Origin of the sequence: Burkholderia stabilis (genome assembly GCF_001742165.1) — a bacterium.
GTDB classification, from domain to species: Bacteria; Pseudomonadota; Gammaproteobacteria; order Burkholderiales; family Burkholderiaceae; genus Burkholderia; species Burkholderia stabilis.
This window is the reverse complement of the sequence record NZ_CP016443.1, coordinates 3,172,557-3,194,799: the sequence shown is the minus strand read 5'-3', so window position 1 is coordinate 3,194,799 and position 22,243 is coordinate 3,172,557. Positions and strand designations below refer to the sequence as shown.

The following is a 22,243-nucleotide window of genomic DNA, read 5'->3' as shown; positions in this document are numbered from 1 at the left end:
AGGCCCGCATGAGCCTCGTCGTCGACATCCGCAAGACCTACGCGAACGCCGAGCGCCGCTTCACGCTCGACATGTCGTTCGCGGCAACGGCACAGCGCGTCGTGCTGTTCGGGCCGTCCGGCGCCGGCAAGAGCATGACGCTGCAGGCGATCGCCGGGCTGCTCTCCCCCGACGAAGGGACGATCACGCTGAACGGCGAGCCGCTGTTCGACGCCGCGCGCCGCATCGACGTGCCGACCCGCGAACGCCGCGTCGCGTACCTGTTTCAGGACTACGCGCTGTTTCCGCACCTGAACGTGCGGCAGAACATCGCGTTCGGGCTCACGTCGGGGCTGCGCAACCCGCGCGCGAAAACGGTGCCGCCCGAAGTTGCGTACTGGCTGCGCGCGTTCGATCTCGAAGCGCTCGCCGGGCAGTATCCGTCGCAACTGTCGGGCGGGCAGAAGCAACGTGTCGCGCTCGCGCGCGCGCTGGTCGCCCAGCCGCGGATCCTGCTGCTCGACGAACCGTTCGCGGCACTCGACGGCGCGATGCGCCAGCGCATGCGTCATGAGCTCGCCGAACTGCAGGCGCGGCTCGATATCCCGATGGTGCTGATCTCGCACGATCCCGACGACGTCGCCGCGTTCGGCGACCAGGTCGTGCAGCTGAGCGAAGGACGCGTGCAGGCGACATCGCCGCACGCCGAGTGGCCGACGCGCGTCGCGTGAGCGCGCGAGGCCGTGGTCGTGGTCGTCGTGGCAAGTCACGCCGGAGCCTGAGAGAAGCCGCGCATCGCGGCACAAGCTGAAAACGGCAACGAAGCCGGTGTCGCGCGACCACCATGCGGCGCCGGCTTCGCACCGTCCCGTGCGCGATCGCCGAAGCGCGCCCGTGCGCGTCGTCAACCCGTCAGCCCGTCAACCCGTCACCGCAAGAACCACGCTCGATGCCTTGAACAGCGCGATCGCCCGCTGGCCGGCGTCGAGCCGCAGCGCATCGACGCTGTCGTTGGTGACGACGGCCGTAAAGGTCCCGCCGCCGTCGAGCGCCAGCGTCACCTCACTGTTCACCGCGCCCGCCGCGACGGATTCGACGACGCCGCGCAACTGGTTCCGCGCGGACACCTTCAACTCGGGCCCGCCCTCGTCGACCGCCAGCACGACCCACGACGCCTTCACCAGCGCGCAAGCGTCCGCACCGGCCTGCAGGCCGAGCGCATCGGCACTTTCGTGCGTCAGCACGGCGACGATCGGCTGCCCGCCAGGCAGCGTGAGCGTCACCTCGTCGTTGACCGTACCGCGTACGATCGACGCGACCTTGCCGAACAACTGGTTGCGCGCGCTCGTCTTCATCCCGATCCGGCCGATCAGCGCCCAGTCGACGTCGAACCCGGCAACGGCCGCGCTCGCGGCCTCGATGAAACGGCGATGCTCGCGCTCGATCATGCGGAATGCGGCGATCAGCGACGTCGCGCGCGGCGTCAGCGTCGTGCCGCCGCCGCCCTTGCCGCCCGTCGAACGCGCAACGAGCGGTTCGCCGGCGAGGTTGTTCATCGTGTCGACCGCATCCCAGGCAGCCTTGTAGCTCAGGCCGACGGCCTTCGCCGCGTGCGTGATCGAACCGGTGTCGCCGATCGCCGCGAGCAGCGCGATGCGCGTGGCGCCGCCGAGCGTCTGCTCGCCCGCGCGCAGCCAGAGCTCGCCGCCCAGTTCGAGCGGTTCGGAGGACGGAGAAGAATGCGGTGCGTCGGTCATCGGTATGGGTGCGGAAAACGGGCCGCCATTATAGTCAGCGCGCCGCTCAGCCCGGCTTGCCGCCGAGCTTCGGCGGACGCAGGCTGGCCAGCAGTGCCTCGGCGTCGCGCGCAGCGCGCTGTTCGAGCGCCGCGCCGTAACCGCGCACGAACCCGAGCTGGTACGGAGGCGCCGCCAGTTTCTCGAGATGATGCAGCGCGACCATCGTGTCGTTCGCTTCGCCGAGCACGCTCTGCACGCGCGTGAGCGTTTTGACCGTCTCGGTGCGTGTACGGCGCGACGCCAGCGACGCGAAGAATTCGAGCGCGTAGCGCAGCCGCTTCGCGTCGATCCGCACCTGATGGCGCGCCGCCGTATCGAGCGACGTGAGCGACGGCGATGCGTAGAGATCGCCGAACAGCCGCCGCACGCGCTTCGTCGCGTGACGCCGCAGCGACGGCGCGTCGCCGCCCTCGGCCGGCGGCAGCGCGAGCGCGCTGAGCCATTCGAGCCAGCCGAGCGTCAGGCGCGCGTAGCGGGCCGAATGCAGCGCCTGCCGCAGCTCGACGCGCGCGGCCATCGATTGCGCGCGCGCGGCGTCGAGCGTGCCGTTCCAGTCGGCGCCGCCGCCGTCGGCCGCGATCAGCGCGGGCAGGCTTTCGGTCGTGAATACGTCCCAGTCGCGCACGGTGCCGAGCAGCGCGGCCAGCCAGCGCAGGTCGACGCCGAGCGTGTCCTGCCACTGGCGGTCGGCAAAGAGCGGAAAGAAGCGCATCAGCGTGCGCAGGCGCCGCAGCGCGACGCGCATCTGATGCACGAATTCGGGATCGTCGCGATCGAGCACGCCGCCCTCGTTGCCGAGCCATTGCGCGGTGATGTCGCCGGACAGTGCGAACAGCGCGGCGCGCTGCGTGCGCACGCCGGTCAGGTCGACGAGCTGGGCCTTGACCGGCCTGACGGCGGCCGGCTCGCCCGCGCAAGCGCGGTCGATCGCGCTCGTCAGTTGCACGAATGCGGGCCACGCGCCGCTCAGCTCGCGCGCCGCGGCAAACAGCGCCCGCAGCGCGGCCGTGCGCGCGGCGAAGGTTTCCCAGTCGGGCGCGGCGAGACGCAGCTCGACGTAGCGGCGCGGCGGTTCGCCGCCGCCATGCAGCGTGATGTCGTCGAGCGTCATCTCGACCACGACACCGCTGTCGTCGGCCCACCGCCCGCGCCGCCGTTCGCTGACGAGGCGCGGCGCCGACGATTCCGGCGGTGCGGCAACGTCCGGCGCGACGCCGTTGATTTCGCCGGTCGGTGCATCCGCATCGGCCGCGGCGGCCGTCACCGGGAGCGGCAGCGGCATCGCGATGGCGATGCCCGCATGTTCGGCGTCGAACAGTTCGCGCTGCGTGACGCCGGGCGCGAACGCCTCGGTGCGGGACGCGACGACCCGCCTTCCGTGCGCATTCGACTCGACCCAGGTCCACCAGCTCGCGCCGGGGCTCCGCTCGGCTTCCTCGACCTGGCACGGCTCGATCGTCACGCGCTCATGGCCTCGCCGCATCCGGACCTGCGGGCAGATCCGCCACGCGCGCACGAGTTCGGCGCCGAAATCGCGCTGCGCGCCACGGGCGCGGCTTGCAGCCTTGACCGGCCAACCTTCCAGCGACAGCGACAACACGATTTCCAGCACACGCGACATGGAGGCTCCTGCACATGAAGAATCGCCGGCGCAGCATCCCCGCCGGCGTCGCCCGTGAAGCAGCTTCCATAGTACACGCCGAAAAAACGCGCGGGCGACGATCCGGCCCCGCCGCCCTGTCGCACGTCAAACGGCGTATTGCGCGATGCCGTTGCCGAACGACCAGTCCTCCTTCAGCACCTCGACAAGACTGATGAATACGTCCTGCGGCCGCACGCCGGGCTGCTGCGCGAGGTTCTCCGCGATGGTCCGGTAAAGCGCCCGCTTCTGCTCGAGCGTGCGCGTGTTGTTCGCGGTGATCTGGATCATCACGAGATCGTCGCTGCGCTCGATATCGAGGTAATGGCGGCCGAACACGAAGTTCTCGGCGGCATGCTCGGTCACGACCATGAAGATGTCGTCCTCGGGCACGTTGAACGTGTGCATCAGCGCGCGATGCACGCCGTCGACGAGCGCCGCGCGATATGCGGCCGGTTTGCCTTCGCGCACGGCGATACGGGTAAATGGCATGGTCCTGCTCCTGTCGGTGACGTTGATGAACGAAAACACGGGATCAGGTTAAGGCCGCCGATCTATAATGAACAGTCATCGATCAATATTTCATCTATTTACTTCAGAAATGAAAGTACTCGATCTCGATGCCGTGCGCGCGTTCGTGCTGGTCGCCGATCTCGCCAGCTTCACGCGCGCCGCCGATGCGCTCGGCACCACGCAATCGGCCGTCAGCCTGAAGCTGAAGCGGCTGGAGGCGCATCTCGGCAAACCGCTGCTCGCGCGCACGCCGCGCGTCGTCAAGCTGGCCGCCGACGGCGAGAACTTCCTGCCCGCCGCCCGCGCGCTACTCGACGCGCACGACCACGCGCTCGGTGCGATCTCGGCCGGCACGCACCGTCTGTCGCTCGGCGTCAGCGAGCACGTCGCGGTGCCCGACCTGCCGGCCGTGCTCACCAGCCTGCATCGGCAGGACCCGGGGCTGTCGCTGGAAATGCATCTCGGAACGTCGGCGAACCTGCTCGCGCAATACGACGAACGCCGGCTCGACGCGGCGATCGTGCGCCACGAACCCGGCGAGGACCCGCCGCGCGACGACGGCACGCTGCTGTTCGCCGAACCGCTGACGTGGCTCGCGGCGCCGGACTGGGCGCCGCGCGCGGGTGAACCGCTGCCGCTCGCGGTGCTGGCCGGCCCGTGCGGCGTGCGGGCCGCCGCGCTGCGCGCGCTCGACCATGCGGGGCTGCCGTGGCGCGAGCGCTTCACGGGCGGCGGCGTCGCGGCGGTCACGGCGGCGGCTGCCGCCGGGCTCGCCGTGTGTCCGCTGGCCCGGCGCGTCGCGCCGCGCACGCTGGTCGACGTCGGCGCGAAATTCGGGCTGCCGCCGCTGCCGCAGTCGCAGGTCGTGCTGTACTCGCGCGTGCGCGACGCGCGTGCGGCCGCCGCGCTGCGCAGGTTTGCCGACAGCCTTGCAATCTCGGCGTAAACTAACGGGTTCCGCCGCCCGCAATCTCCTGAAGAATTCCGATGAAGCCCGAAGCCCGCAAGCACCTCCGCGCCAACCTGTTGATGCTCGCCGCCGCCGCGATCTGGGGCTCGGCTTTCGTCGCGCAGCGACTGAGCCTCGACGTGATCGGGCCGTTCCTGTTCACGGGGCTGCGCTTCCTGCTCGGCGCGCTCGTGCTGGTGCCGCTGCTGATGCTCAACACGGCGTCGCGCGCGCAACTCGCGGCGATCCGCCGCGAGCCGGCGCTGCTGCTGCCGGGCCTCGCGCTCGGCGGGCTGCTCGCCGTGTCGATCTCGCTGCAGCAGTTCGGCCTGCAGTACACGCGGGTCGCCAACGCGGGCTTCATCAGCTCGCTGTACGTCGTGATCGTGCCGCTGATGGGCGTGTTCGCGCGCCACCGGATCGGCGCGGGCACGTGGTTCGGCGCACTGCTCGCGGCGATCGGCCTGTATTTCCTCAGCATCGACGAGCACTTCTCGGTGCTCTACGGCGACTGGTTCCAGCTCGCGGGCGCCGTCATCATCGCCGCGCACGTGATGGCCGTCGGTCATCTCGCGAAACGCCACGATCCGCTCGTGCTCGCGTTCATGCAGTTCGTCGTATGCGGCATTGCATGCCTGGCGGTCGGCCTCGCCGTCGAGCCGGTCAGCGTCGCGATTCTGCGCGGTGCGCTGCCGACGCTGCTGTACGGCGGGCTGCTGTCGGTCGGCGTCGGCTATACGCTGCAGGTCGTCGCGCAACGCGACGCGGCGCCCGCGCACGCGGCCGTGATCTTCAGCATGGAAGGCGTGTTCGCGGCGATCGCAGGCTGGGGCGCGCTCGGCGAAACGCTGACGCTGCGCGCGCTCTTCGGCTGCGCGCTGATGCTGGCCGGCCTGCTCGCGTGCCAGTTGCTGCCGAACCGCGAAGCGCCGAAAAAGGACGAGGACGCGCTCCCGGCGTGACACGCACGGTCCCTATAATGGCGGTTCGCGTGCTTGCCACGCCAACCGCTTCCGACAGGCCTGCTCCGTGACGTCCACTACCGTCGATCCCGCCGCCGACCTGCTGCGCGAACGCGCAGCGCACTACGCCAGCCAGGCGGCGCTGTTCCTGCGCGACCAGGCACTCTCCACCGCGTCGCACGACCTGCGCAGCCCGCTGAATGCCATGCACAGCTGGGCGTACGTGCTCGAGCGCCAGCTCGCCAATGCCGACCCGAACCTGCAGCGCGCGCTTGCGGGCATCCGCACCGGGATCGACCAGCAGGTTGCGCTGATCGACGACGTGCTCGACGCGCCGCGCGCGCAAACGCGCACGCTCGCGATCACGCCGCAGCCGTTCGCGCTGCGCCCGCTGCTCGACGACACGATCGCGCTCGTCCGTTTCGCGCTCGCCGACGCACGGCAGGTCGCGCTCGACGCGACGCTGCCGGACGGCGAGCCGTCGCTGTCCGCCGACCGCGAACGCATCGCGCAGGCACTCTGGACGATGCTGACGACCGCCGTCGAGGCCAGCGCCGCCGGCAGCACAGTGACGTTCGCGTGCTCGCGCGAAGGCGCGCAGTTCGTCGCGCGCACCGCATGCACCGTGAGCGCCGGCGCGCTCGCCGATCCTGCGCTGGCTCACGCATTCGAACCGTTCGCGCGACGCGAAATGCTGCGCGAGCGCGACGCGAAGCGGATCGCGTGGACGCTTGCGCTCTGCCAACGCGTCGCGCTCGCGCACGGCGGCACGTTCTCGCATTCCGCGTTCGCCGACGGCGCGACCGCCACCCTCACGCTCGCCATCCCCGCCGAGGCGCCGGTGTAAGCAATCGGCCACGCGACACATTACATTTCCCTTTCCGGCCCTATACTGATGGGCCTGTCATAACCGGAGTTTTTCTTTGTTACAGATCTTCGCGCTCATCGGCGCGTTGTTCCTGGTGGCCCTGAACGGGTTTTTCGTCGCGGCCGAATTCGGCCTCGTCAAGCTACGCGCCACGCGCGTCAAGACACTCGCCCGCAAGCACGGCCTGCGCGGTCGCATCCTCGGCATCGTGCACGGCCGGCTCGACGCGTATCTTTCCGCGTGCCAGCTCGGCATCACGCTCGCGTCGCTCGGCCTCGGCTGGGTCGGCGAACCGGCATTCGCCGAACTGATCGGCCCGCTGCTCGACCTGATCGGCGTGCAATCCGAACGCCTCGTGCACCTGATCTCGCTCGTGTTCGCGTTCTCGCTGATCTCGTTCCTGCACATCGTCGTCGGCGAGCTCGCGCCGAAATCGATGGCGATCCGCCAGTCCGAGAAGGTCGGCCTGTGGGTCGCGCTGCCGCTGTACGCGTTCTACTGGGCGATGTACCCGGCAATCTGGCTGCTCAACAACAGCGCCAATGCGGTGCTGCGGCTCGCGGGGCTGTCGGCCGACCACGGCGGCGACGCGCACTACTCGACCGACGAGCTGAAGCTGATCCTGCGCAGCCGCCGCAGCACGGCCGGCAACGCCGCGCAGCCGGCGCGCGGCACGTACAGCAACGACGAGTGGAACACGCTCGCGCATTCGCTCGATTTCTCGTCGATGACCGTGTCGGACCTGATGCGGCCGGCCCATGAAATGATCGGCCTGCGTCGCGACCTGCCGCTGCCGGACAACATGGAAATCGTCGCGCGCCACCGTTTCAGCCGCTATCCGCTGTTCGAGGACGCGTCGCGCGAACAGGTGAGCGGGCTGATCCACCTGAAGGACCTGCTGCTCGCGCGTCACGCGGGCGCCGCGCTCGAGGATCTCTCCGACTACGTGCGCCCCGTGCAGTACGTGAAGCCCGACACGCCGGCGCTCGACCTGTTCCGCCGCTTCCGCAAGGGCGCGCCGCACTTCGCGCTGGTCGGCAACAAGGGCGAGAAGCCGATCGGCTTCCTGACGCTCGACAACCTGCTCGGCGCGCTGGTCGGCCAGATCCACGACGAGTTCCGTCAGGGCGACGCCGACTGGAGCCGCCTCGACGACGGCACGCTGATGGGCAAGGGCAGCCTGCCCGTCGTGTCGCTCGAACAGGCGCTCGGCATCGACATCGACGAAGGCCGCGCGGAATCGGTCGGCGGCCTCGTGATCCAGGCGCTGAGCGACCTGCCGACCGAAGGGCAGCGCGTGTCGTTCGACCGCTTCGACGTCGTCGTGAAGAAGATGAACGGGCCGCGCATCGTGCTCGTGCGCGTCTATCCGAAGATCACGAAGGAAGCCGACGAATGACGGCCGCCCGTTCGCGCCGCCGCACGCGATGAACGCAACGCTGCCGCGCTGCTGCGTGATCACGCCGGAGCCGGCATCCGCGTCGGCGGCCGATTGCGATGCATTTCTCGAGCGGCTGTCGGCCGTGCTCGCGCGCGGCGAAACGCTCGTGCAGCTGCGCGTGAAATCGCTGGATGCGGCCGCGTTCGCGCGGCTCGCCGCCGCCGCGCTCGCGCGCTGCGATGCGGCGGGCGCGCACCTGATGCTCAACGGCCCGATCGATGCAGCCGGCGTGATGCGGCTCGACGGCGCGGGCTGGCATCTCGACGGCACCGCGTTGCGCGCCGCCGCGCAACGGCCGTTGCCGGCCGGACGATGGGTGTCCGCCGCATGTCATACAGGCGACGACCTGCTGCTGGCCGCACGTACCGGCGCGGATTTCGTCACGCTGTCGCCGGTGTTGCCGACGCTCAGCCATCCCGGTGCGCCAACGCTCGGCTGGACACGGTTCGACGCGCTCGCCGCACAGGCCGCGATGCCCGTCTATGCGCTTGGCGGAATGACGCACGCACATCTCGACGACGCGCGCCGCCACGGCGCGTACGGCATCGCGGGCATTCGCGGGTTCTGGTAGCTCGGGAAGTTGCGGCAGCCCAGCCGGGCGCGAATACGCCCGGCCATTCGGACCATTACGCTTTCACACCGTCGCGCTTTTACGCGTTCAGGTTCGCACGCCCGCCACGCCACGAGCCGTCGTCGATGCGACGCGCATCGTGGGTGAGTGCGTACCGGTTGACGTCGCCCGTCAGCCACGCGACGAGCGAATACGACGGCAACTCCCCTTCATCGACCCGGTCGCGCGCACGCGCCGGCGTCTCGAACACGACCTGCCCTCTCGGCGCGTCGAACGGCACCGCGTCGGGCGACAGGTTCAATGCGATCGTCAGCGTCTCGTCGTCGGCAAGCCGCCATGACGCGAGCAGCGCGTCGGCATCGCCGTCGCCGTCCGCCTTCAGCGCATGCGCGTCCTGCGGCCGGCAATCGGACAGCCGCGGCGCGATCAGCTTCGCGCGCACCGCAAGCGCCGACTGCACGAAATGCGCGCGATCGGCGTCGCACGCCGTTTCATCGAAAATCAGCGGAATCTGCGGCGTGAGCAGCGACAACGCGAGCGCGGCCAGGCCGGCCTCGTTCCCGCGCTCGCCCTGGCCGCTGTCGCGCCATGCGCCATCGGACAGCACGAGCGACGTCAACGACAGCCCGCTGTCCGCGGCCATCCCTTCACTCGACGCGCCCGGCTGGAATGCCGTGCCGGCGGCGGTCAGCGCGCGCGCGAGCGTATGGATCGACTGGTGCGTGGAAATGCCTTCGTGGTGCGACGTATCGCGCCCCGTCAGACGGTGTAGCGCACGTTCGCCGCAACCGTTCCATTGCGCATCGAAATGGGTATCGGCAAGATGCGCCGGATGCCGTTCGCTGCCGAGCACGAGATGGATGAGCCGGTCGGCCGGCACGGCCGCGCGCACGCGGTCCGCGATCTCGCGCAACCACGACACGCCGATCCGGTCGGCCTCGCGCAGGCGCAGCCCGTCGCAACGATATTCATCGATCCAGTACAGCGCGTTGTCGCAGAAGAAATCGCAGACTTCCGGATGATCGAGCGCAAGCGGCGCCGCCTGCAGCGGATCGTCGCGCGTATGGAAGAACGGCTCCGCGTAATGGCGCAGCGCGTCGGTGCCGCTGCCGAAGCGCGCATAGTCGAGTTCGAGCAGCACCGCCAGACCGTAGCCGTGCGCCTCGTCGATCAGCGCCTTCAGCGCATCGGGGCCGCCCTCGGCCGCGAGCGGCGCGAACGGCAGGCTGTCATGCGGCGAGGCGAGCAATTCCAGCGCGGTCACGCCGAGGCGCGCGAGTTGCGGCAGGCGGCGGCGCACGCCGTCGAAGCCGCCCACCGCGTGCGGGCGGATCGCGTAAAGCGCGATGTCCTCCCACACACGCCCGCGCCAGAACGTGTTGCGCCACGTGAATGCGCGCGGATCGACGACCTCGCTCGGGCCATGGAGCCCTTCGGGTTGCGAGCGCGATGCGGGATCGGGAATCGATACGGCGTCGTCGAGACGATAGCGATAGCGCGCACCCGCGCCGCAATCGGCGAAGACTTCGAACCAGTTCGGGCCGGCGGCCGTCATCGGGACGAGCGTCGGGCCAGCGCCGGTATCGAGTTCGAGCTGGACCTGCGTGCTACCCGGCGCCCACACGCGAAAATGCGTGCGCGGCGTCGTGCACGACGCGCCACAGGGTTGCGCGCCGAACGGCAAACAATGAACGTAGTGCTGCGCATACGGATCGTGCGGGCAATCGGACATCATGCGCTCCTCGTGCGTGCCGAGCGGCATGGCCGCGCCAGCGGCGCGGCGCATCGGAGCCCGGCATGCGACGGCCAGGCGGGGGAGAGAAACGAGTATGCGCCGGATTCGCCATCCCGATGTGTCTGGATGGACATTTTTAAATGCGAATCGCCCCTCGGAAAAATACTGCCTGCGTGTGCCGATACGGGTAGTTCGCATACCGGAATGACGGCTCGCCTTGTTGCGTCGGACGCACCCGCTTACGCTCTGCGCCATGTTCGCGGACATGTCGTCCGCGCCCGACCCGAGGAACCCGCCATGTCGCTTCCCGCCAGCGCCGCGAAATTCGATCCGGCACGCGCACACGAATACGCCGAGCAATCCCGCATCGCGCTCGCCGGCTACGATGCCTGTCACGAACTCGCCGCGTGCATGCTCGCGTCGGCGATCGGCGCATCCGATGCACGGATTCTCGTCGCGGGCGCAGGCGGCACGGGGCAGGAAATCTGCGTATCGGCGGCGCTCGAGCCGGGCTGGCGGCTCACGGCCGTCGACCCGTCCGCGCCGATGCTCGCGCTCGCGCGCTCGAACGTGGAAGCCGCGGGCGTCGGCCCGCGCACGACGTTCGTCGAGGATGGCGTCGACACGCTGCCCGACACGCCGGCCTTCGACGGCGCAACGCTGATCGGCGTGCTGCATCACGTGCCGGGCGACGATGCGAAGGCGGCGCTGTTGCGCGCGATCGCGCGGCGCCTGAAGCCGGGCGCGCCGCTCGTGATCGCCGGCAACCATCGCCGCTACGCGGACCACCCTCGCCTGCTCGACGCGTGGCAGCAGCGCTGGCGCATGAAGGGTGCCACGCCCGACGCCGTGCGCGTGCAACTCGCGAAGATCCTGCAGGGCGCCGATCCGCCCGCGTCGGAGGAAGCCGTGTTCGACCTGCTGAACGACGCGGGCTTCGACGCGCCGCTGCGCTTTTTCGCAAGCCTGTTCTGGGGCGCGTGGATCGCCGTGCGGCGCGCATGACGGCTGGAAGCGGCGGGCAACGCGATTCGCGTGAACGCCGCGCGCGCTAGGTATGATGTCGTTCCCGCCCCCCTTCCGGCCTCGACATGCTCACCGTCCATCACCTGAACAACTCGCGCTCGCAGCGCGTGCTCTGGCTGCTTGAAGAACTGGATGTGCCGTACGAGATCGTGCGCTACGACCGCGACCCGAAGACGATGCTCGCGCCGCCCGCGCTGCGCGCGATCCATCCGCTCGGCAAGTCGCCCATCATCACCGACGACGGCCGCACGTTCGCCGAATCGGGCGCGATCATCGAGTACCTGGTCGAACGCTACGGCAACGGGCGCCTCGCGCCGGCGCCCGGCACGCCCGAGCGGCACGACTACACGTACTGGCTCCACTACGCGGAAGGCTCGGCGATGCCGCCGCTGCTGCTCAAGCTCGTCGCGCTGCGGATCGCGAATGCGCCGATGCCGTTCTTCGCGCGACCGATCGCGCGCAAGATCGCCGGGACGCTGCAGTCGAGTTTCGTCGATCCGCAGATCGCGCTGCATCTGGGCTACATCGACGACACGTTGAGCCGCACCGGCTGGTTCGTCGGCGACCACTTCAGCGCGGCCGACATCCAGATGAGCTTTCCGCTCGAAGCCGCAACCTCACGCGGCGGCGCGCGGCATCCCTCGATCGCGCGCTTTCTCGATGCGATCCACGCACGGCCCGCGTACCGGCGTGCGCTGGAACGCGGCGGCCCGTACGACCTGCTCAAGTAGGCCGCGTCAACTCAGCAGGCCCGCCGCGACGTTGATCGACAGCCCGAGCACGGCCATGTTGAAGTAGAACGACAGGATCGACTGCGCGAGCACCGAGCGCCGCGCGGAGCGGTTCGCCAGCGACACGTCGGCCGTCTGCGACGCGACTGCGAGCGTGAACGCGAAATACAGGAAATCCCAGTAATCGGGTTCGGGGTGCTGGTCCGGAAAGCGCAGCGCGCGGTCGCTGCTCGGCGAGCCGTAATAGAGCCGCGCGTAGTGCAGCGTGAAGATCGTCGGGATCAGGAACCACGCGCCGAACAGCGTCGCGCCCGTCACCGCGTAGTGGCCGAGCCCCGCGCGAAACCCGACGCCCTTGGCCGTCGCCAGTTCGATCGCGATCGCGGCCACGCTCGCGACCGTCGCGAGGCAGACGACCGTCAGCACGGTCGTCGCGTTCTCGTCCTCGCGGATCGCGATTTCGCGCACCTTGTGATGGTGCGCGGTGACCATGCGCACCCACATCAGCGCGAGATACAACCAGATCGCACAATCCCAGCCGATCAGCGCACGCACGGTCGGACGCAGCGGAAACGGCAGCAGCACCGCGCACAGCAAGCCCGCGACGAACGCCGCGACCATGCGCGGCCGGTTGCGTAATACCTGCGGATAAAACGTCATCGTGTGATTCCGAAAGCGGATGGAAAGGGTTCGGACGGCGCACGCGAGAGCCCGCTGCGCCGCACCGGCGGGTACCGCCCCGATTATCGCCATTCCATCGTGACGTGGCGATGGTCACGAGCGCCTAAGATATCGGGATGACTGCCCCCGCCTCCCTCTGCCGCCATCCCGCGAACACGGCCGGCCGCGACTTCGTCGTCGGCGACCTGCACGGCTGCGTGGACGTGTTGCGCGCGCTGCTGCACGACATCCGCTTCGATCCGGCCCGCGACCGCCTGTTCTCGGTCGGCGATCTGGTCGACCGCGGCCCCGCATCCGAAACGACGCTCGACCTGCTCGACCGCCCGTGGTGCCACGTCGTGCGCGGCAATCACGAGGAAGTGATGAGCCTCGTGTCGCGCGGCAAGCTGCCGCCCGACGCGTGGCGCGGCATCGGCGGCGACTGGGGCGCCGACCTGCCGCCGGAACGGCTGCACGCGCATGCGGCGCGCGTCGACACGCTGCCGCTGGTGCGCGTGATCGGCGACGGCCCCGGGCGCTTCAACGTGCTGCATGCGGAATTCTTCGGCTCGGACGCCGACCTCGACACCGGCAGCTATTCGCACGAGGTGCGCGAGCGGCTGATCTGGGGCCGCGACCTCGTCCAGGGTCTCGCCGATCCCGCGCGGCAGGCCGGGCTGTCGCTGACCTGCACCGGGCACACACCCGTGCGCACGCCGCAGCGGATCGGCGCGCAGTGGTTCATCGACACGGGCGCGTTCGCGCCGTCCGGGCGACTCACGCTCGCCGAGCCGCGCACGGGCTGCACGTGGTCGATGACGCAGGCGGAAGCGCGCGAACGCCACGCCAGCGACTGGCCGCTGCCCTAGTGCCTGTTCACGCGAATAACCGGCTTGCGCCGGTTCGCCGCCGGCAACGGCGCGTACGCGAACGCTAGCCGACCTGGTTCAGTTCGAACACCGCATCGACGGCCGAGCCGTTCCAGTTGTATTCGAGATAAGCCGCGTGATGGCAGTCGCGCAGCAGCGCGGTGCGGAACGCCGCCAGGCATTCGCCGCGCGGGTCACGCACCGACGGATAAACGATCCCCGCGCCGCCCGCGTTGCGCACCGCGCGGCCGAACGCCTGCCCGGCACCGTAATCGAGCGGATGCAGCAACGCGGGATCGCGCTGCTGCCACGTGCGCACGTCGGCCACCTCGCCCTGCGCGAACACCGTGTAGAGCCGCATCTGCTGGCGCATCGGCGGCTCCTTCGTCGCGGCCATGAACAGCGCGCTGTGATAGCGCGTTTCGGCGATCGCCGTGTCACGCGAGCGAGCGCAATAGAACACGCCGTAGCTGCCGTCGGAAAAGCGGCTGCCTTGCGGATTCAGGTGCGTGAACGCGGCCATGATCGGCCCCCAGCCCAGCCCGTAGCGGCGCTCCGCGGGCGGCACGAGGTCGAGCGCGCCGACTTCGTTGCGGATCCGGTCGTTGGTCAGCGACTCGAGTGCATAGAGCGCATCGAAATCGTCCGCCGACGCGACGCGGTCGAATAGGTTGATCGCCGGAAAACGGGTGGGAATGACACGGTAGGCAGGCGCCCAGTCGACCGTGGTCGTGGGCCATTGTTTTGATTCGATCGGCATCGTCACGCCCAGCCACCTCGCATCGCGTCGAGATATTGGCGGACCGCGACCAGATCGCCGACGTTGCCGGCCAGCATCCGGTCGAGCGCGCGCTTGCCGCCGAACGGTGCCGCGTCGTTGGGCCGCTTGACCCAGGCGTCGGCCGCCGCCGGCTGCGGCAGCAGGATCTGCAGCGCCTTGTAGATGCCGAGCAGCAGCGATAGCCGCTCGAGCGTGTCGCGCGGCAGGCGCGCCGTTTCCGGCGCGGCCTTCCACTTGAAGAACGTCGAACGGCCGGGCGACCCGAGCAGCACGATCTGCTCGTCGATCGTCAGTGCCCAGTCGCGCGCGATGTTGAAAAACGCGCGCAGGCCGGCCGCCGACATCTGCGCGACCGAAGCCTGCGGAGGGGCGGAATGCGAATCGTAGGCGGGCTGTGACATGATCGTTAGTCTCGAAATGAATCTACTAACAAGATTAGTCCATTTTCGCATTTTTGCAAGAGTCGACACCCGCCAGCCGGCCAGTCCTTCCGACGAAACGATATTTTTTGTCCATCCTGGACTCTGATTTTATTTTCTGCGTTAATGGCCATGCGGACACCGCGTTCAGACGCGGTTCGTATCCGCGCAACCGTGTCGCACAGAACCGGAAGCACCCCGCCAAGGAACGCACCATGAAGAGACTGATTGCCGCTGTTTCGATCGCCCTGCTCGCGGTATCCGCAGGCCCCGCCGTCGCGAAGGACTGGACCACGATCCGCTTCGGCACCGATGCCAGCTACGCGCCGTTCGAGTCGAAGGCGCCCGACGGCAAGCTCGTCGGTTTCGACATCGACCTCGGCAACGAGATCTGCGCGCGCCTGAAGGCGAAGTGCGTGTGGCTCGAGAACGATTTCGACGGGATGATTCCGGCGCTGAAGGCGAAGAAGTTCGATGCCGTGCTGTCGTCGATGTCGATCACGCCGCAGCGCGCTCAGCAGATCGGCTTCACGACGAAGATCTACAACCAGCCGACGCGGCTCGTCGTGAAGAAGGGGTCGCCGCTGCTGCCGACGGCCGAATCGCTGAAGGGCAAGTCGATCGGCGTCGAGCAGGGCACGACGCAGGAAACGTACGCGAAGGCGTACTGGGGCAAGCAAGGCGCGAACGTCGTGTCGTACCAGAACCAGGACGGCGTGTACGCGGACCTGACCTCGGGCCGCCTCGACGCGGCGCTCCAGGACGAAGTGCAGGCCGCGATCGGTTTCCTGAAATCACCGCGCGGCGCGAACTACGCGTTCGTCGGGCCCGAGCTCGTCGACGAGAAGGTGCTCGGCATCGGCGCCGGCATCGGGCTGCGCAAGGAAGACACCGACCTGAAGGCGAAGATCGACCAGGCGATCCTCGACATGGTCAAGGACGGCACCTACAAGCGGCTCGCGTCGAAGTACTTCGACTTCGACATCTACGGCAGTTGAAACGGCGTCGCGCGCGTACGGGCGCAACACCCGTCGCGCGCGTCCGACCGCCCCTCCCCTGACCGCAGGACGGCAACGGCATTGCGCCGTTTGCCATCGCATCGGCTTCATCATCCGTCGCACGCGCGGCACGACGCTTCACACACCGTTCGGATTGCAGACCGATCGTTCTCGCGAACGACCGGCAACGCGAACGGTTGCCGCGCGACTTCGGTCATTCAGTCAATACGCGAAGATCGGGCGTCGAGGTACCGGCGCCCGCGTGCACATGCCCTTGCGGATCGGGTTGGCGTGCAGGAAAGTGCCGACCCGGCGCGGATGACCGGCAACCAGCCGGATCCGCCTCGCGCCGGGGGCGGAGAGATGGCCTGTCGAGGCATGCCGGCCGGCTGCAAGTGCGACGTCCGATCGGCGATGCCCCGGATCACTGCGATCGCGGCCTGCTTGCCGCGGCGTGTGGTGATCGATCATTTTTCTACCCCGTTTTCAGTCTGTGTGCTTGTTCCGGCAACCGGACAACGCCGGCGCCCCGACGATCAGGCGACGACGCTCCGTGCTCGCCGGAACGCGGCTGCTGCGCCGCGCTCCGCCGCCGCATCCCCGCGGACTGCGTCCTGGCCGGTACCGACAGGGTTCGCTGCCGGACCGAAAGGACCTCGCGTCGTCGACTTTCGCACGCCCTCATTCGCAAGGAGCGGGCCAGCTTCGCGCAAGCCCGTCCGGACAAGGGCCTGGCCGCTTCGACTGACGGCCGGAACGGGTGCAGAACGCCGGACGTTGCGAAACTGATACGTGCGGCACGTGACGTGCTTCGGGCGCGCGGCGGCGGAGCCTTGCCGGACAAGACTGAACAATGGAGCGCGGAATTTTTACCGACGGGCACCCGGCCGTTCGGCCCGGTTTGACGCGCGAATTCGCGGGGTTCGCGGGGCGAAATGTTTCATGCGCTTTACATGCTGGCGGGCACGCGCGGGCCGCAGGTCGTCCGCTTGCCGAATCGGCGATCGCCAGACCGCCGGGCCATCGCCCCGCCCGATCCGGCAGCCGATCGCACGGCTATACTGCGCAACCGACGCGCACCGCGCGACACCCCATTGCCCGCCCGACCGCCGCCGATGATCCGCACCCTCTATGCCGCCGAACGCGCCAGACTGATCCGCTTCGGCGTATCGGGCCTCTGCTCGACCGGCCTGCATGCGCTGATCGCGGCCGCGATGTTCGCGCTGTTCGACGCGACGCCCGTGATCGCGAACGCGGCCGCGTTCGTGTGCTCGACCGCGTTCTCGTATCTCGCCAACACGCTGTGGAGTTTTTCGTCGCGCGCGACCTGGGGCAATTTCGCGCGCTTTCTCGCGGTCGCGATGGCCGGCCTCGTCGTCACGATGCTGCTCGCGCATGGCACCGAGACACTCGGGCTCGCGCGCGCATGGAGCGTCGTCGCGGTCGTGCTGTGCGTGCCACCCGTCACGTTCGTGCTGCACCGGCTCTGGACCTATCGCTGAACCGGTTCAGCACGTCGCACGCGGCTCAGCCGACCCGCTGATGCCCCGCGTCGCCGGACGGCGCGCCGTCGTGCCCGCCGTTGTCGCCGTTCCCGCCGTTGTTGTCGTGATCGTTGAGCCCGTGCTCGATCATCATCCGGTACAGCGTCACGCGCGAGATGCCGAGTTCGGCAGCGGCCTTGTTGATCCGGTGATCGTTGCGCAGCAGCGCGTTCTCGATCGCGGTGCGCTCGGCGAGCGCCCTCGCCTGTTCGAGCGTCACGGGTTCGGTCTCGCCCGGCGTCTCGAGCCCGAGATCGTGCGGCGTCAACAGCCGGCTCTCCGCCATCACGATCGCGCGCCGCACGCGGTTGATCAGTTCACGCACGTTGCCGGGCCATTCGTAGCGCCGCATCGCATCGAGCGCGGCCGACGTGAAGCCGCTGATCTTGCGGCCGCTGTCGGCCTTGTATTTCTGCAGCACGTAGTGCGCGAGGATGTCGATGTCCTTGCCGCGCGCGCGCAGCGGCGGCTCGTGGATGCGCAGCACGCACAGGCGGTGATAGAGATCCGCGCGGAAGCGCCCGGTCTCGACCGCGCCGTCGAGATCCACGTGCGTCGCCGAGATGATCCGCACGTCAACGGAGATCGATTCCTGCCCGCCGAGCCGCTCGATCTTCCCTTCCTGCAGGAAGCGCAGCAGGCTCGCCTGGCTTTCGACCGGCATGTCGCCGATTTCGTCGAGGAACAGCGTGCCGCCGTTCGCCGACTCGATCCGGCCCGCGCGCCGCTGGTTCGCGCCGGTGAACGCACCGCGCTCGTAGCCGAACAGTTCCGACTGCAGCAGGTGATGCGGAATCGCGCCGCAGTTGATTGCGACGAACGGCCCCTTGCCGCGGACGGAACGCTCGTGAATCGCGAGCGCCGTCAGTTCCTTGCCGGTGCCCGACTCGCCCGAGATGAACACGCTGGCGTCGGTCTTCGCGACCTTGCGGATCGTGCTGAACAACTGCTGCATCGCCTCGCAGTTGCCGATCATCCCGTGCTCGCCGATCGACGCCGCATACGCGGCGCCGTCGACGCGATCGAGCGCGGCCATCCCGCGCGCATGGCCGAGCACGTGCGAAATCCATTCGTAGGGTAGCGGCAGCGTCACGTAATCGAAACAGTAGCTGCGGATCAGCTCGCGCACGGCGGGCGTGATCGTGATGCCGGCCTGCGCGATGGAAATCCAGCCGATCGCCGGCTGGCTCAGGCACGCCTTCAGCGCCGGATAGTCGCGCGACGTGAACCCCGTGAAATCGACCAGGCCGGCCGCGACGCTCACGCCCGACGTCATGTTCTGCGCGGCGCCGGCCGTTTTCGAGACCGCGATCTCCCAGCCGAGCCCGCGCAGTTGCGCCAGCAGCGGTTCGTCGGGCGAACGCATGATCACGAACAGCTTGCGCCCGGCCTCGGGAGCGGTGACGGACACGTGCGCCGTCTCGGGCGCCGCCTGCCCGTTTGCGTCGGGTGACCTTGCAACCATCGTTGTTCCCCGCTTGGCGTTGGTATCGTGCGCCGGCTCGCCGCCGTGTACGACGACCGAGATCGAACCGACATATTGGCCGCATTTCCGTCCGAATAAAATCCCCCTGCGCATGAATCGCGCCGGGACGGACACTGTCATGAACGGTATATCGATACCGCGGCCCTGCGGCTAGATGGGTGTTATCCCGGTGGCATGCACGGCGCGAAGCCGGAACGGATGCGCGCGCTGCGCGCAAAGCCGCGCCGGTGCTGGCGCGCAGTGCGCGGGTGCGCTCCGGCGCACGCCAAACCCGCTCGCAGAAAAGCGCCTGCGCGGCCGTTCGGCCGGACAGACGCATGCCCGCGCAACCGGTTCCGGTTGACTTCGGTCAATCGTCGGATAAACCCGACTGATGCTCGAACGCAACGGGTTCGATCCGGCCCCGCGCGTCGCCGCGCGGCGGTTACGTCATCGGCCCGACGCGAGCGGCGCCAGCGCGTTCGCGCGGCCCCGGCCGGCCGACGTGCCGCCGGATTCGCCATAGGCGGCGACGAGCGCGTCGACCCGCGCGAGATGGTGGCGGTTGTCGTGATCCCACGGATGGAAGCCCGGCCGGAAAAAGCTCAGCCATTCGCCCATGATGCGCGGGAACAGCCCGCGGCGCGGCCCGTACAGGAACGCGATCATCCGCAGCATGCCGCGCACGTGATGCCTGGCATCGCGATCGCGCCACAGCAGCGTCACATGCATCAGGAACACGGTCGGCCAGAACGTCAGCGTGGTCAGCAGGTACACGCCGATGCGGATCAGGTAGCGACGCAGCCCCGGTTTCATCGCGGCGTTCCATACGTCGAACGACACGGCCTTGTGCTCGGTTTCCTCGAGCGCGTGCCATACCCACATCTGGCGATAACCTTCGACCGAACCTTCGAGGCGCGTCGGGTCGCGCAGGATCCAGTCGGCGAGCATCGCCGTGTAGTGCTCCGCCGCGACCGTATGCGCGAGCTGCACCGAATGCGGCAGCTTGCGCTTCATGTAGCCGAGCACCGCCCACACGCGCTTGTCGAGCTTGCGAGCGGGCAAGCGGTTCGCCTGCATCAGCTCGTTGTATTCGACGTGCTCGCGCGTGTGCATCGCTTCCTGGCCGATGAAGCCGAGGACCTGCTGCTTCAGCACGGGATCGTCGATCCGGTCGCGGTAATTGCGCACCGAATCCATGAAGAAGCGCTCGCCGGCCGGGAACAGCAGCGACAGCGCGTTGAAGAAATGGGTGACGTGCGACCCGAGGCCATGCCAGTCCTTCGCGCGTTCGACCGGCAGGTCGAAACGCAGGTCGCGGCGCACCGGCATGATCTCGGCTGCGGTGGCGGAAGCGGCTGACTTCATGTTCATCTTTCTCCTTGTTCCGGCACGGCCCGGCGCGTCATCCGACGCCGCCGGCGCAGGCCCGGGCGGCGCGTCGCGCACCGCCAAAATCTTGACATCGACAGCTGTAAAGATAGGCCGCGCGCGTCGGCGCGCGCAAGCCGCGCGGTAGATGCGCGCTTCCAAACAGGGCATGGTCGGAAAGGCGGAAAAAACGGCGCTCGAACGTCGCCCGGAGCGGTCATGATTCGAACGCCGGTGACGGCTCGCGAACGATGCGCGACGGTCGGCGCCGTGCTTTTCGACCGGCGCGAAAGTCCCGCACGACAAGCGTTTCACGGAATCCGGCGGTGGCGCGCGGCAAGCGGCAAACCGCGTCGGCGGCATCGATTCATACGCGCGGCGCACTCGCATGGTGCAACCCCGGTTGCGCGGCCCGAGAAAAATTCAAACGCGCGTTCCATTCGCGTTTTCGGCAATCACGCGCGCGACATCCCGCAGGCGTCCCCGATACCCGTGCCGGCGGGTGAAAGCCACGTGCGACGGCCCGCTGCGCGCTCGCCTACAATAGCGGTTTTACCCAACCTCTTTCAGGAGAAGTCATGTCTGTCATCACGACCGAGTCGGGCCTCAAATACGAAGACCTGACCGAAGGCACCGGCGCTGAAGCGCAAGCCGGCAAGACCGTCAGCGTCCACTACACGGGCTGGCTGACCGACGGTCAGAAATTCGATTCGAGCAAGGACCGCAACGACCCGTTCGCGTTCGTGCTCGGCGGCGGCATGGTCATCAAGGGCTGGGACGAAGGCGTGCAGGGCATGAAGGTCGGCGGCGTGCGTCGCCTGACGATCCCGCCGCAACTCGGCTACGGCCCGCGCGGCGCAGGCGGCGTGATTCCGCCGAACGCGACGCTCGTGTTCGAAGTCGAACTGCTCGACGTCTGACGACACCGCCGGCCGGTTTCCTTCCGATGGAACGCATCGCCTCCCCCGCCATCGCGCTGCGCCGCTACGACACGTGCGAAGCGTCGGACGTGCACGACTTCCACCAGGTCGTGCTCGGCGTCGATGGCGCGATGGTGATGGCGGTGGACGGGATCGGCCAGCGCATCGACCGGCACGCGGCCTGGCTGATTCCGGCCGGCGCGCGCCATGATTACGCGGGCCTCGGCGACAACCGCCAGCTCGTGATCGACCTTCCCGCCGCGTCGCTCGCGGTGCCGCAGCGGTTGTTCGACCGTGCACGCGCGGTGGACATCGATCCGGCGCTGACGTCGCTCGTCGCGCAGGTCGCGGCGGCGGCCGCGCAACTCGATGCGCCGGCCGGCGACGCGCTGCAGGCCGCCGCGCATCGTTTCCAGTGGCAGGCCGCCGCGCGCCTGTGCGGCGCGCTGCTCGACGACGCCGGCATCGCCGCGCCCGAGTCGGGCCTCGATTTCGCGCGTATCGACCGCTGGCTGCGCGCGCGGCTCGCCGAGCCGCTGCGCATCGCCGATCTCGCCGCGCACTGCGGCTACGGGATGCGCCGGTTTCATCAACTGTTCGTCGACGCGTTCGGCGAAACACCGCATCGCTACCTGCAGCGGCTGCGGCTCGACGCCGCCGTCGTGCTGCTCGCCGACGGCCGGCATCCGCTCGTCGATATCGCGGGTATGGTCGGTTTCGCGGATCAAAGCACGTTCACGCACGCGTTTACGAAGCGCTTCGGCATCGCGCCGGGCCGCTGGCGCGGCGAGCGGCATTGAACGAGGCCGTCTGCGTGAACACACGCCAACGCGCATAGCCGCGCGGTTCGGATAAACGCGCCGATCCGGTCGCAGCATTCATTCTTCCCGCTTCTTTCCTGCTTCTTTCCCGCTACTTTCCCGCACGCAGCCCGACCGCCTCGCATCGCATCGCGCGTATCGACGCTTCACGTCCCGCTGAAACATCGCCCATCCATCGCGCC

At 68.7% G+C, this 22,243-nt stretch carries 22 protein-coding genes; 13 read left to right on the top strand and 9 right to left on the bottom strand.

The features are described 5' to 3' along the window. Positions 1-8 precede the first annotated feature (8 nt). Complete coding sequence (locus BBJ41_RS32140; protein WP_069750166.1) at positions 9-710, top strand: sulfate/molybdate ABC transporter ATP-binding protein; 702 nt, start codon at positions 9-11, stop codon at positions 708-710. 189 nt (positions 711-899) lie between these two features. On the opposite strand, the gene BBJ41_RS32135 is transcribed toward BBJ41_RS32140, so the two are convergent. The 3 genes from BBJ41_RS32135 to BBJ41_RS32125 form a co-directional block, all read right to left on the bottom strand. Continuing rightward, positions 900-1,736, bottom strand: a complete 837-nt coding sequence (locus BBJ41_RS32135; protein WP_069750165.1) for a TOBE domain-containing protein — start codon at positions 1,734-1,736, stop codon at positions 900-902. A gap of 46 nt (positions 1,737-1,782) precedes the next feature. Further along, positions 1,783-3,399 (bottom strand): CHAD domain-containing protein, encoded by a 1,617-nt coding sequence (locus BBJ41_RS32130; protein WP_069750164.1) that lies wholly within the window; start codon positions 3,397-3,399, stop codon positions 1,783-1,785. Between the two features lie 126 nt (positions 3,400-3,525). Further along, positions 3,526-3,909 (bottom strand): tautomerase family protein, encoded by a 384-nt coding sequence (locus tag BBJ41_RS32125; protein ID WP_069750163.1) that lies wholly within the window; start codon positions 3,907-3,909, stop codon positions 3,526-3,528. A 109-nt stretch (positions 3,910-4,018) separates the two neighbouring features. Between BBJ41_RS32125 and BBJ41_RS32120 the strand changes: the two genes are divergently transcribed. The 5 genes from BBJ41_RS32120 to BBJ41_RS32100 all read left to right on the top strand — a co-directional run bounded on the left by BBJ41_RS32120 (position 4,019) and on the right by BBJ41_RS32100 (position 8,721). After that, entirely contained in the window at positions 4,019-4,876 is an 858-nt protein-coding gene (locus BBJ41_RS32120) for a LysR family transcriptional regulator (protein ID WP_069750162.1), read from the top strand. 41 nt (positions 4,877-4,917) lie between these two features. After that, complete coding sequence (locus tag BBJ41_RS32115; RefSeq protein WP_069750161.1) at positions 4,918-5,841, top strand: DMT family transporter; 924 nt, start codon at positions 4,918-4,920, stop codon at positions 5,839-5,841. Positions 5,842-5,908: 67 nt separating this feature from the next. Further along, positions 5,909-6,688, top strand: a complete 780-nt coding sequence (locus tag BBJ41_RS32110; RefSeq protein ID WP_069750160.1) for a sensor histidine kinase — start codon at positions 5,909-5,911, stop codon at positions 6,686-6,688. 76 nt (positions 6,689-6,764) lie between these two features. Then, entirely contained in the window at positions 6,765-8,108 is a 1,344-nt protein-coding gene (locus tag BBJ41_RS32105) for a hemolysin family protein (RefSeq protein WP_069750159.1), read from the top strand. A 28-nt stretch (positions 8,109-8,136) separates the two neighbouring features. Then, positions 8,137-8,721, top strand: a complete 585-nt coding sequence (locus BBJ41_RS32100) for a thiamine phosphate synthase (protein ID WP_069750158.1) — start codon at positions 8,137-8,139, stop codon at positions 8,719-8,721. Positions 8,722-8,800: 79 nt separating this feature from the next. Here BBJ41_RS32100 and BBJ41_RS32095 read toward each other — a convergent pair whose 3' ends face one another. Beyond that, positions 8,801-10,453, bottom strand: coding sequence for a DUF3459 domain-containing protein (locus tag BBJ41_RS32095; protein ID WP_069750476.1), 1,653 nt, complete (start codon positions 10,451-10,453; stop codon positions 8,801-8,803). A 300-nt stretch (positions 10,454-10,753) separates the two neighbouring features. On the opposite strand from BBJ41_RS32095, the gene BBJ41_RS32090 reads away from it, so the two are divergent. Both BBJ41_RS32090 and BBJ41_RS32085 read left to right on the top strand, forming a co-directional pair. Beyond that, complete coding sequence (locus BBJ41_RS32090) at positions 10,754-11,461, top strand: class I SAM-dependent methyltransferase (RefSeq protein ID WP_069750157.1); 708 nt, start codon at positions 10,754-10,756, stop codon at positions 11,459-11,461. Positions 11,462-11,547: 86 nt separating this feature from the next. Further along, positions 11,548-12,213, top strand: a complete 666-nt coding sequence (locus BBJ41_RS32085) for a glutathione S-transferase (RefSeq protein WP_069750156.1) — start codon at positions 11,548-11,550, stop codon at positions 12,211-12,213. Positions 12,214-12,219: 6 nt separating this feature from the next. Here BBJ41_RS32085 and BBJ41_RS32080 read toward each other — a convergent pair whose 3' ends face one another. Continuing rightward, positions 12,220-12,873, bottom strand: a complete 654-nt coding sequence (locus tag BBJ41_RS32080) for a DUF1345 domain-containing protein (RefSeq protein ID WP_069750155.1) — start codon at positions 12,871-12,873, stop codon at positions 12,220-12,222. 137 nt (positions 12,874-13,010) lie between these two features. On the opposite strand from BBJ41_RS32080, the gene BBJ41_RS32075 reads away from it, so the two are divergent. Next, the gene (locus BBJ41_RS32075; protein WP_069750154.1) at positions 13,011-13,742 is read left to right on the top strand and encodes a metallophosphoesterase; all 732 of its coding nucleotides are present in this window, start codon (positions 13,011-13,013) and stop codon (positions 13,740-13,742) included. A gap of 64 nt (positions 13,743-13,806) precedes the next feature. Here BBJ41_RS32075 and BBJ41_RS32070 read toward each other — a convergent pair whose 3' ends face one another. Together BBJ41_RS32070 and BBJ41_RS32065 are read right to left on the bottom strand one after the other, a co-directional pair. Beyond that, positions 13,807-14,502: an RES family NAD+ phosphorylase gene (locus tag BBJ41_RS32070; protein WP_156814916.1), complete on the bottom strand. Its 696-nt coding sequence runs from the start codon at positions 14,500-14,502 to the stop codon at positions 13,807-13,809. A gap of 2 nt (positions 14,503-14,504) precedes the next feature. Further along, on the bottom strand, positions 14,505-14,924 hold the full coding sequence (locus tag BBJ41_RS32065; protein WP_069750152.1) for an MbcA/ParS/Xre antitoxin family protein: 420 nt from the start codon (positions 14,922-14,924) through the stop codon (positions 14,505-14,507). A 233-nt stretch (positions 14,925-15,157) separates the two neighbouring features. Here BBJ41_RS32065 and BBJ41_RS32060 point away from each other — a divergent pair, with 233 nt between their 5' ends. Both BBJ41_RS32060 and BBJ41_RS32055 read left to right on the top strand, forming a co-directional pair. Beyond that, positions 15,158-15,940: an ABC transporter substrate-binding protein gene (locus BBJ41_RS32060; RefSeq protein WP_069750151.1), complete on the top strand. Its 783-nt coding sequence runs from the start codon at positions 15,158-15,160 to the stop codon at positions 15,938-15,940. Between the two features lie 1,115 nt (positions 15,941-17,055). Further along, the gene (locus tag BBJ41_RS32055) at positions 17,056-17,442 is read left to right on the top strand and encodes a GtrA family protein (RefSeq protein WP_069750150.1); all 387 of its coding nucleotides are present in this window, start codon (positions 17,056-17,058) and stop codon (positions 17,440-17,442) included. Between the two features lie 25 nt (positions 17,443-17,467). Here the strand turns inward: BBJ41_RS32055 and BBJ41_RS32050 are convergent, their stop codons facing one another. Next, positions 17,468-18,949, bottom strand: a complete 1,482-nt coding sequence (locus tag BBJ41_RS32050) for a sigma-54 dependent transcriptional regulator (protein WP_069750149.1) — start codon at positions 18,947-18,949, stop codon at positions 17,468-17,470. Positions 18,950-19,399: 450 nt separating this feature from the next. Continuing rightward, positions 19,400-20,317, bottom strand: a complete 918-nt coding sequence (locus BBJ41_RS32045; RefSeq protein ID WP_069750475.1) for a metal-dependent hydrolase — start codon at positions 20,315-20,317, stop codon at positions 19,400-19,402. A 581-nt stretch (positions 20,318-20,898) separates the two neighbouring features. Here BBJ41_RS32045 and BBJ41_RS32040 point away from each other — a divergent pair. Continuing rightward, on the top strand, positions 20,899-21,240 hold the full coding sequence (locus tag BBJ41_RS32040; protein WP_006479474.1) for an FKBP-type peptidyl-prolyl cis-trans isomerase: 342 nt from the start codon (positions 20,899-20,901) through the stop codon (positions 21,238-21,240). A 26-nt stretch (positions 21,241-21,266) separates the two neighbouring features. After that, complete coding sequence (locus BBJ41_RS32035) at positions 21,267-22,040, top strand: helix-turn-helix transcriptional regulator (RefSeq protein ID WP_069750148.1); 774 nt, start codon at positions 21,267-21,269, stop codon at positions 22,038-22,040. Positions 22,041-22,243 lie beyond the last annotated feature (203 nt).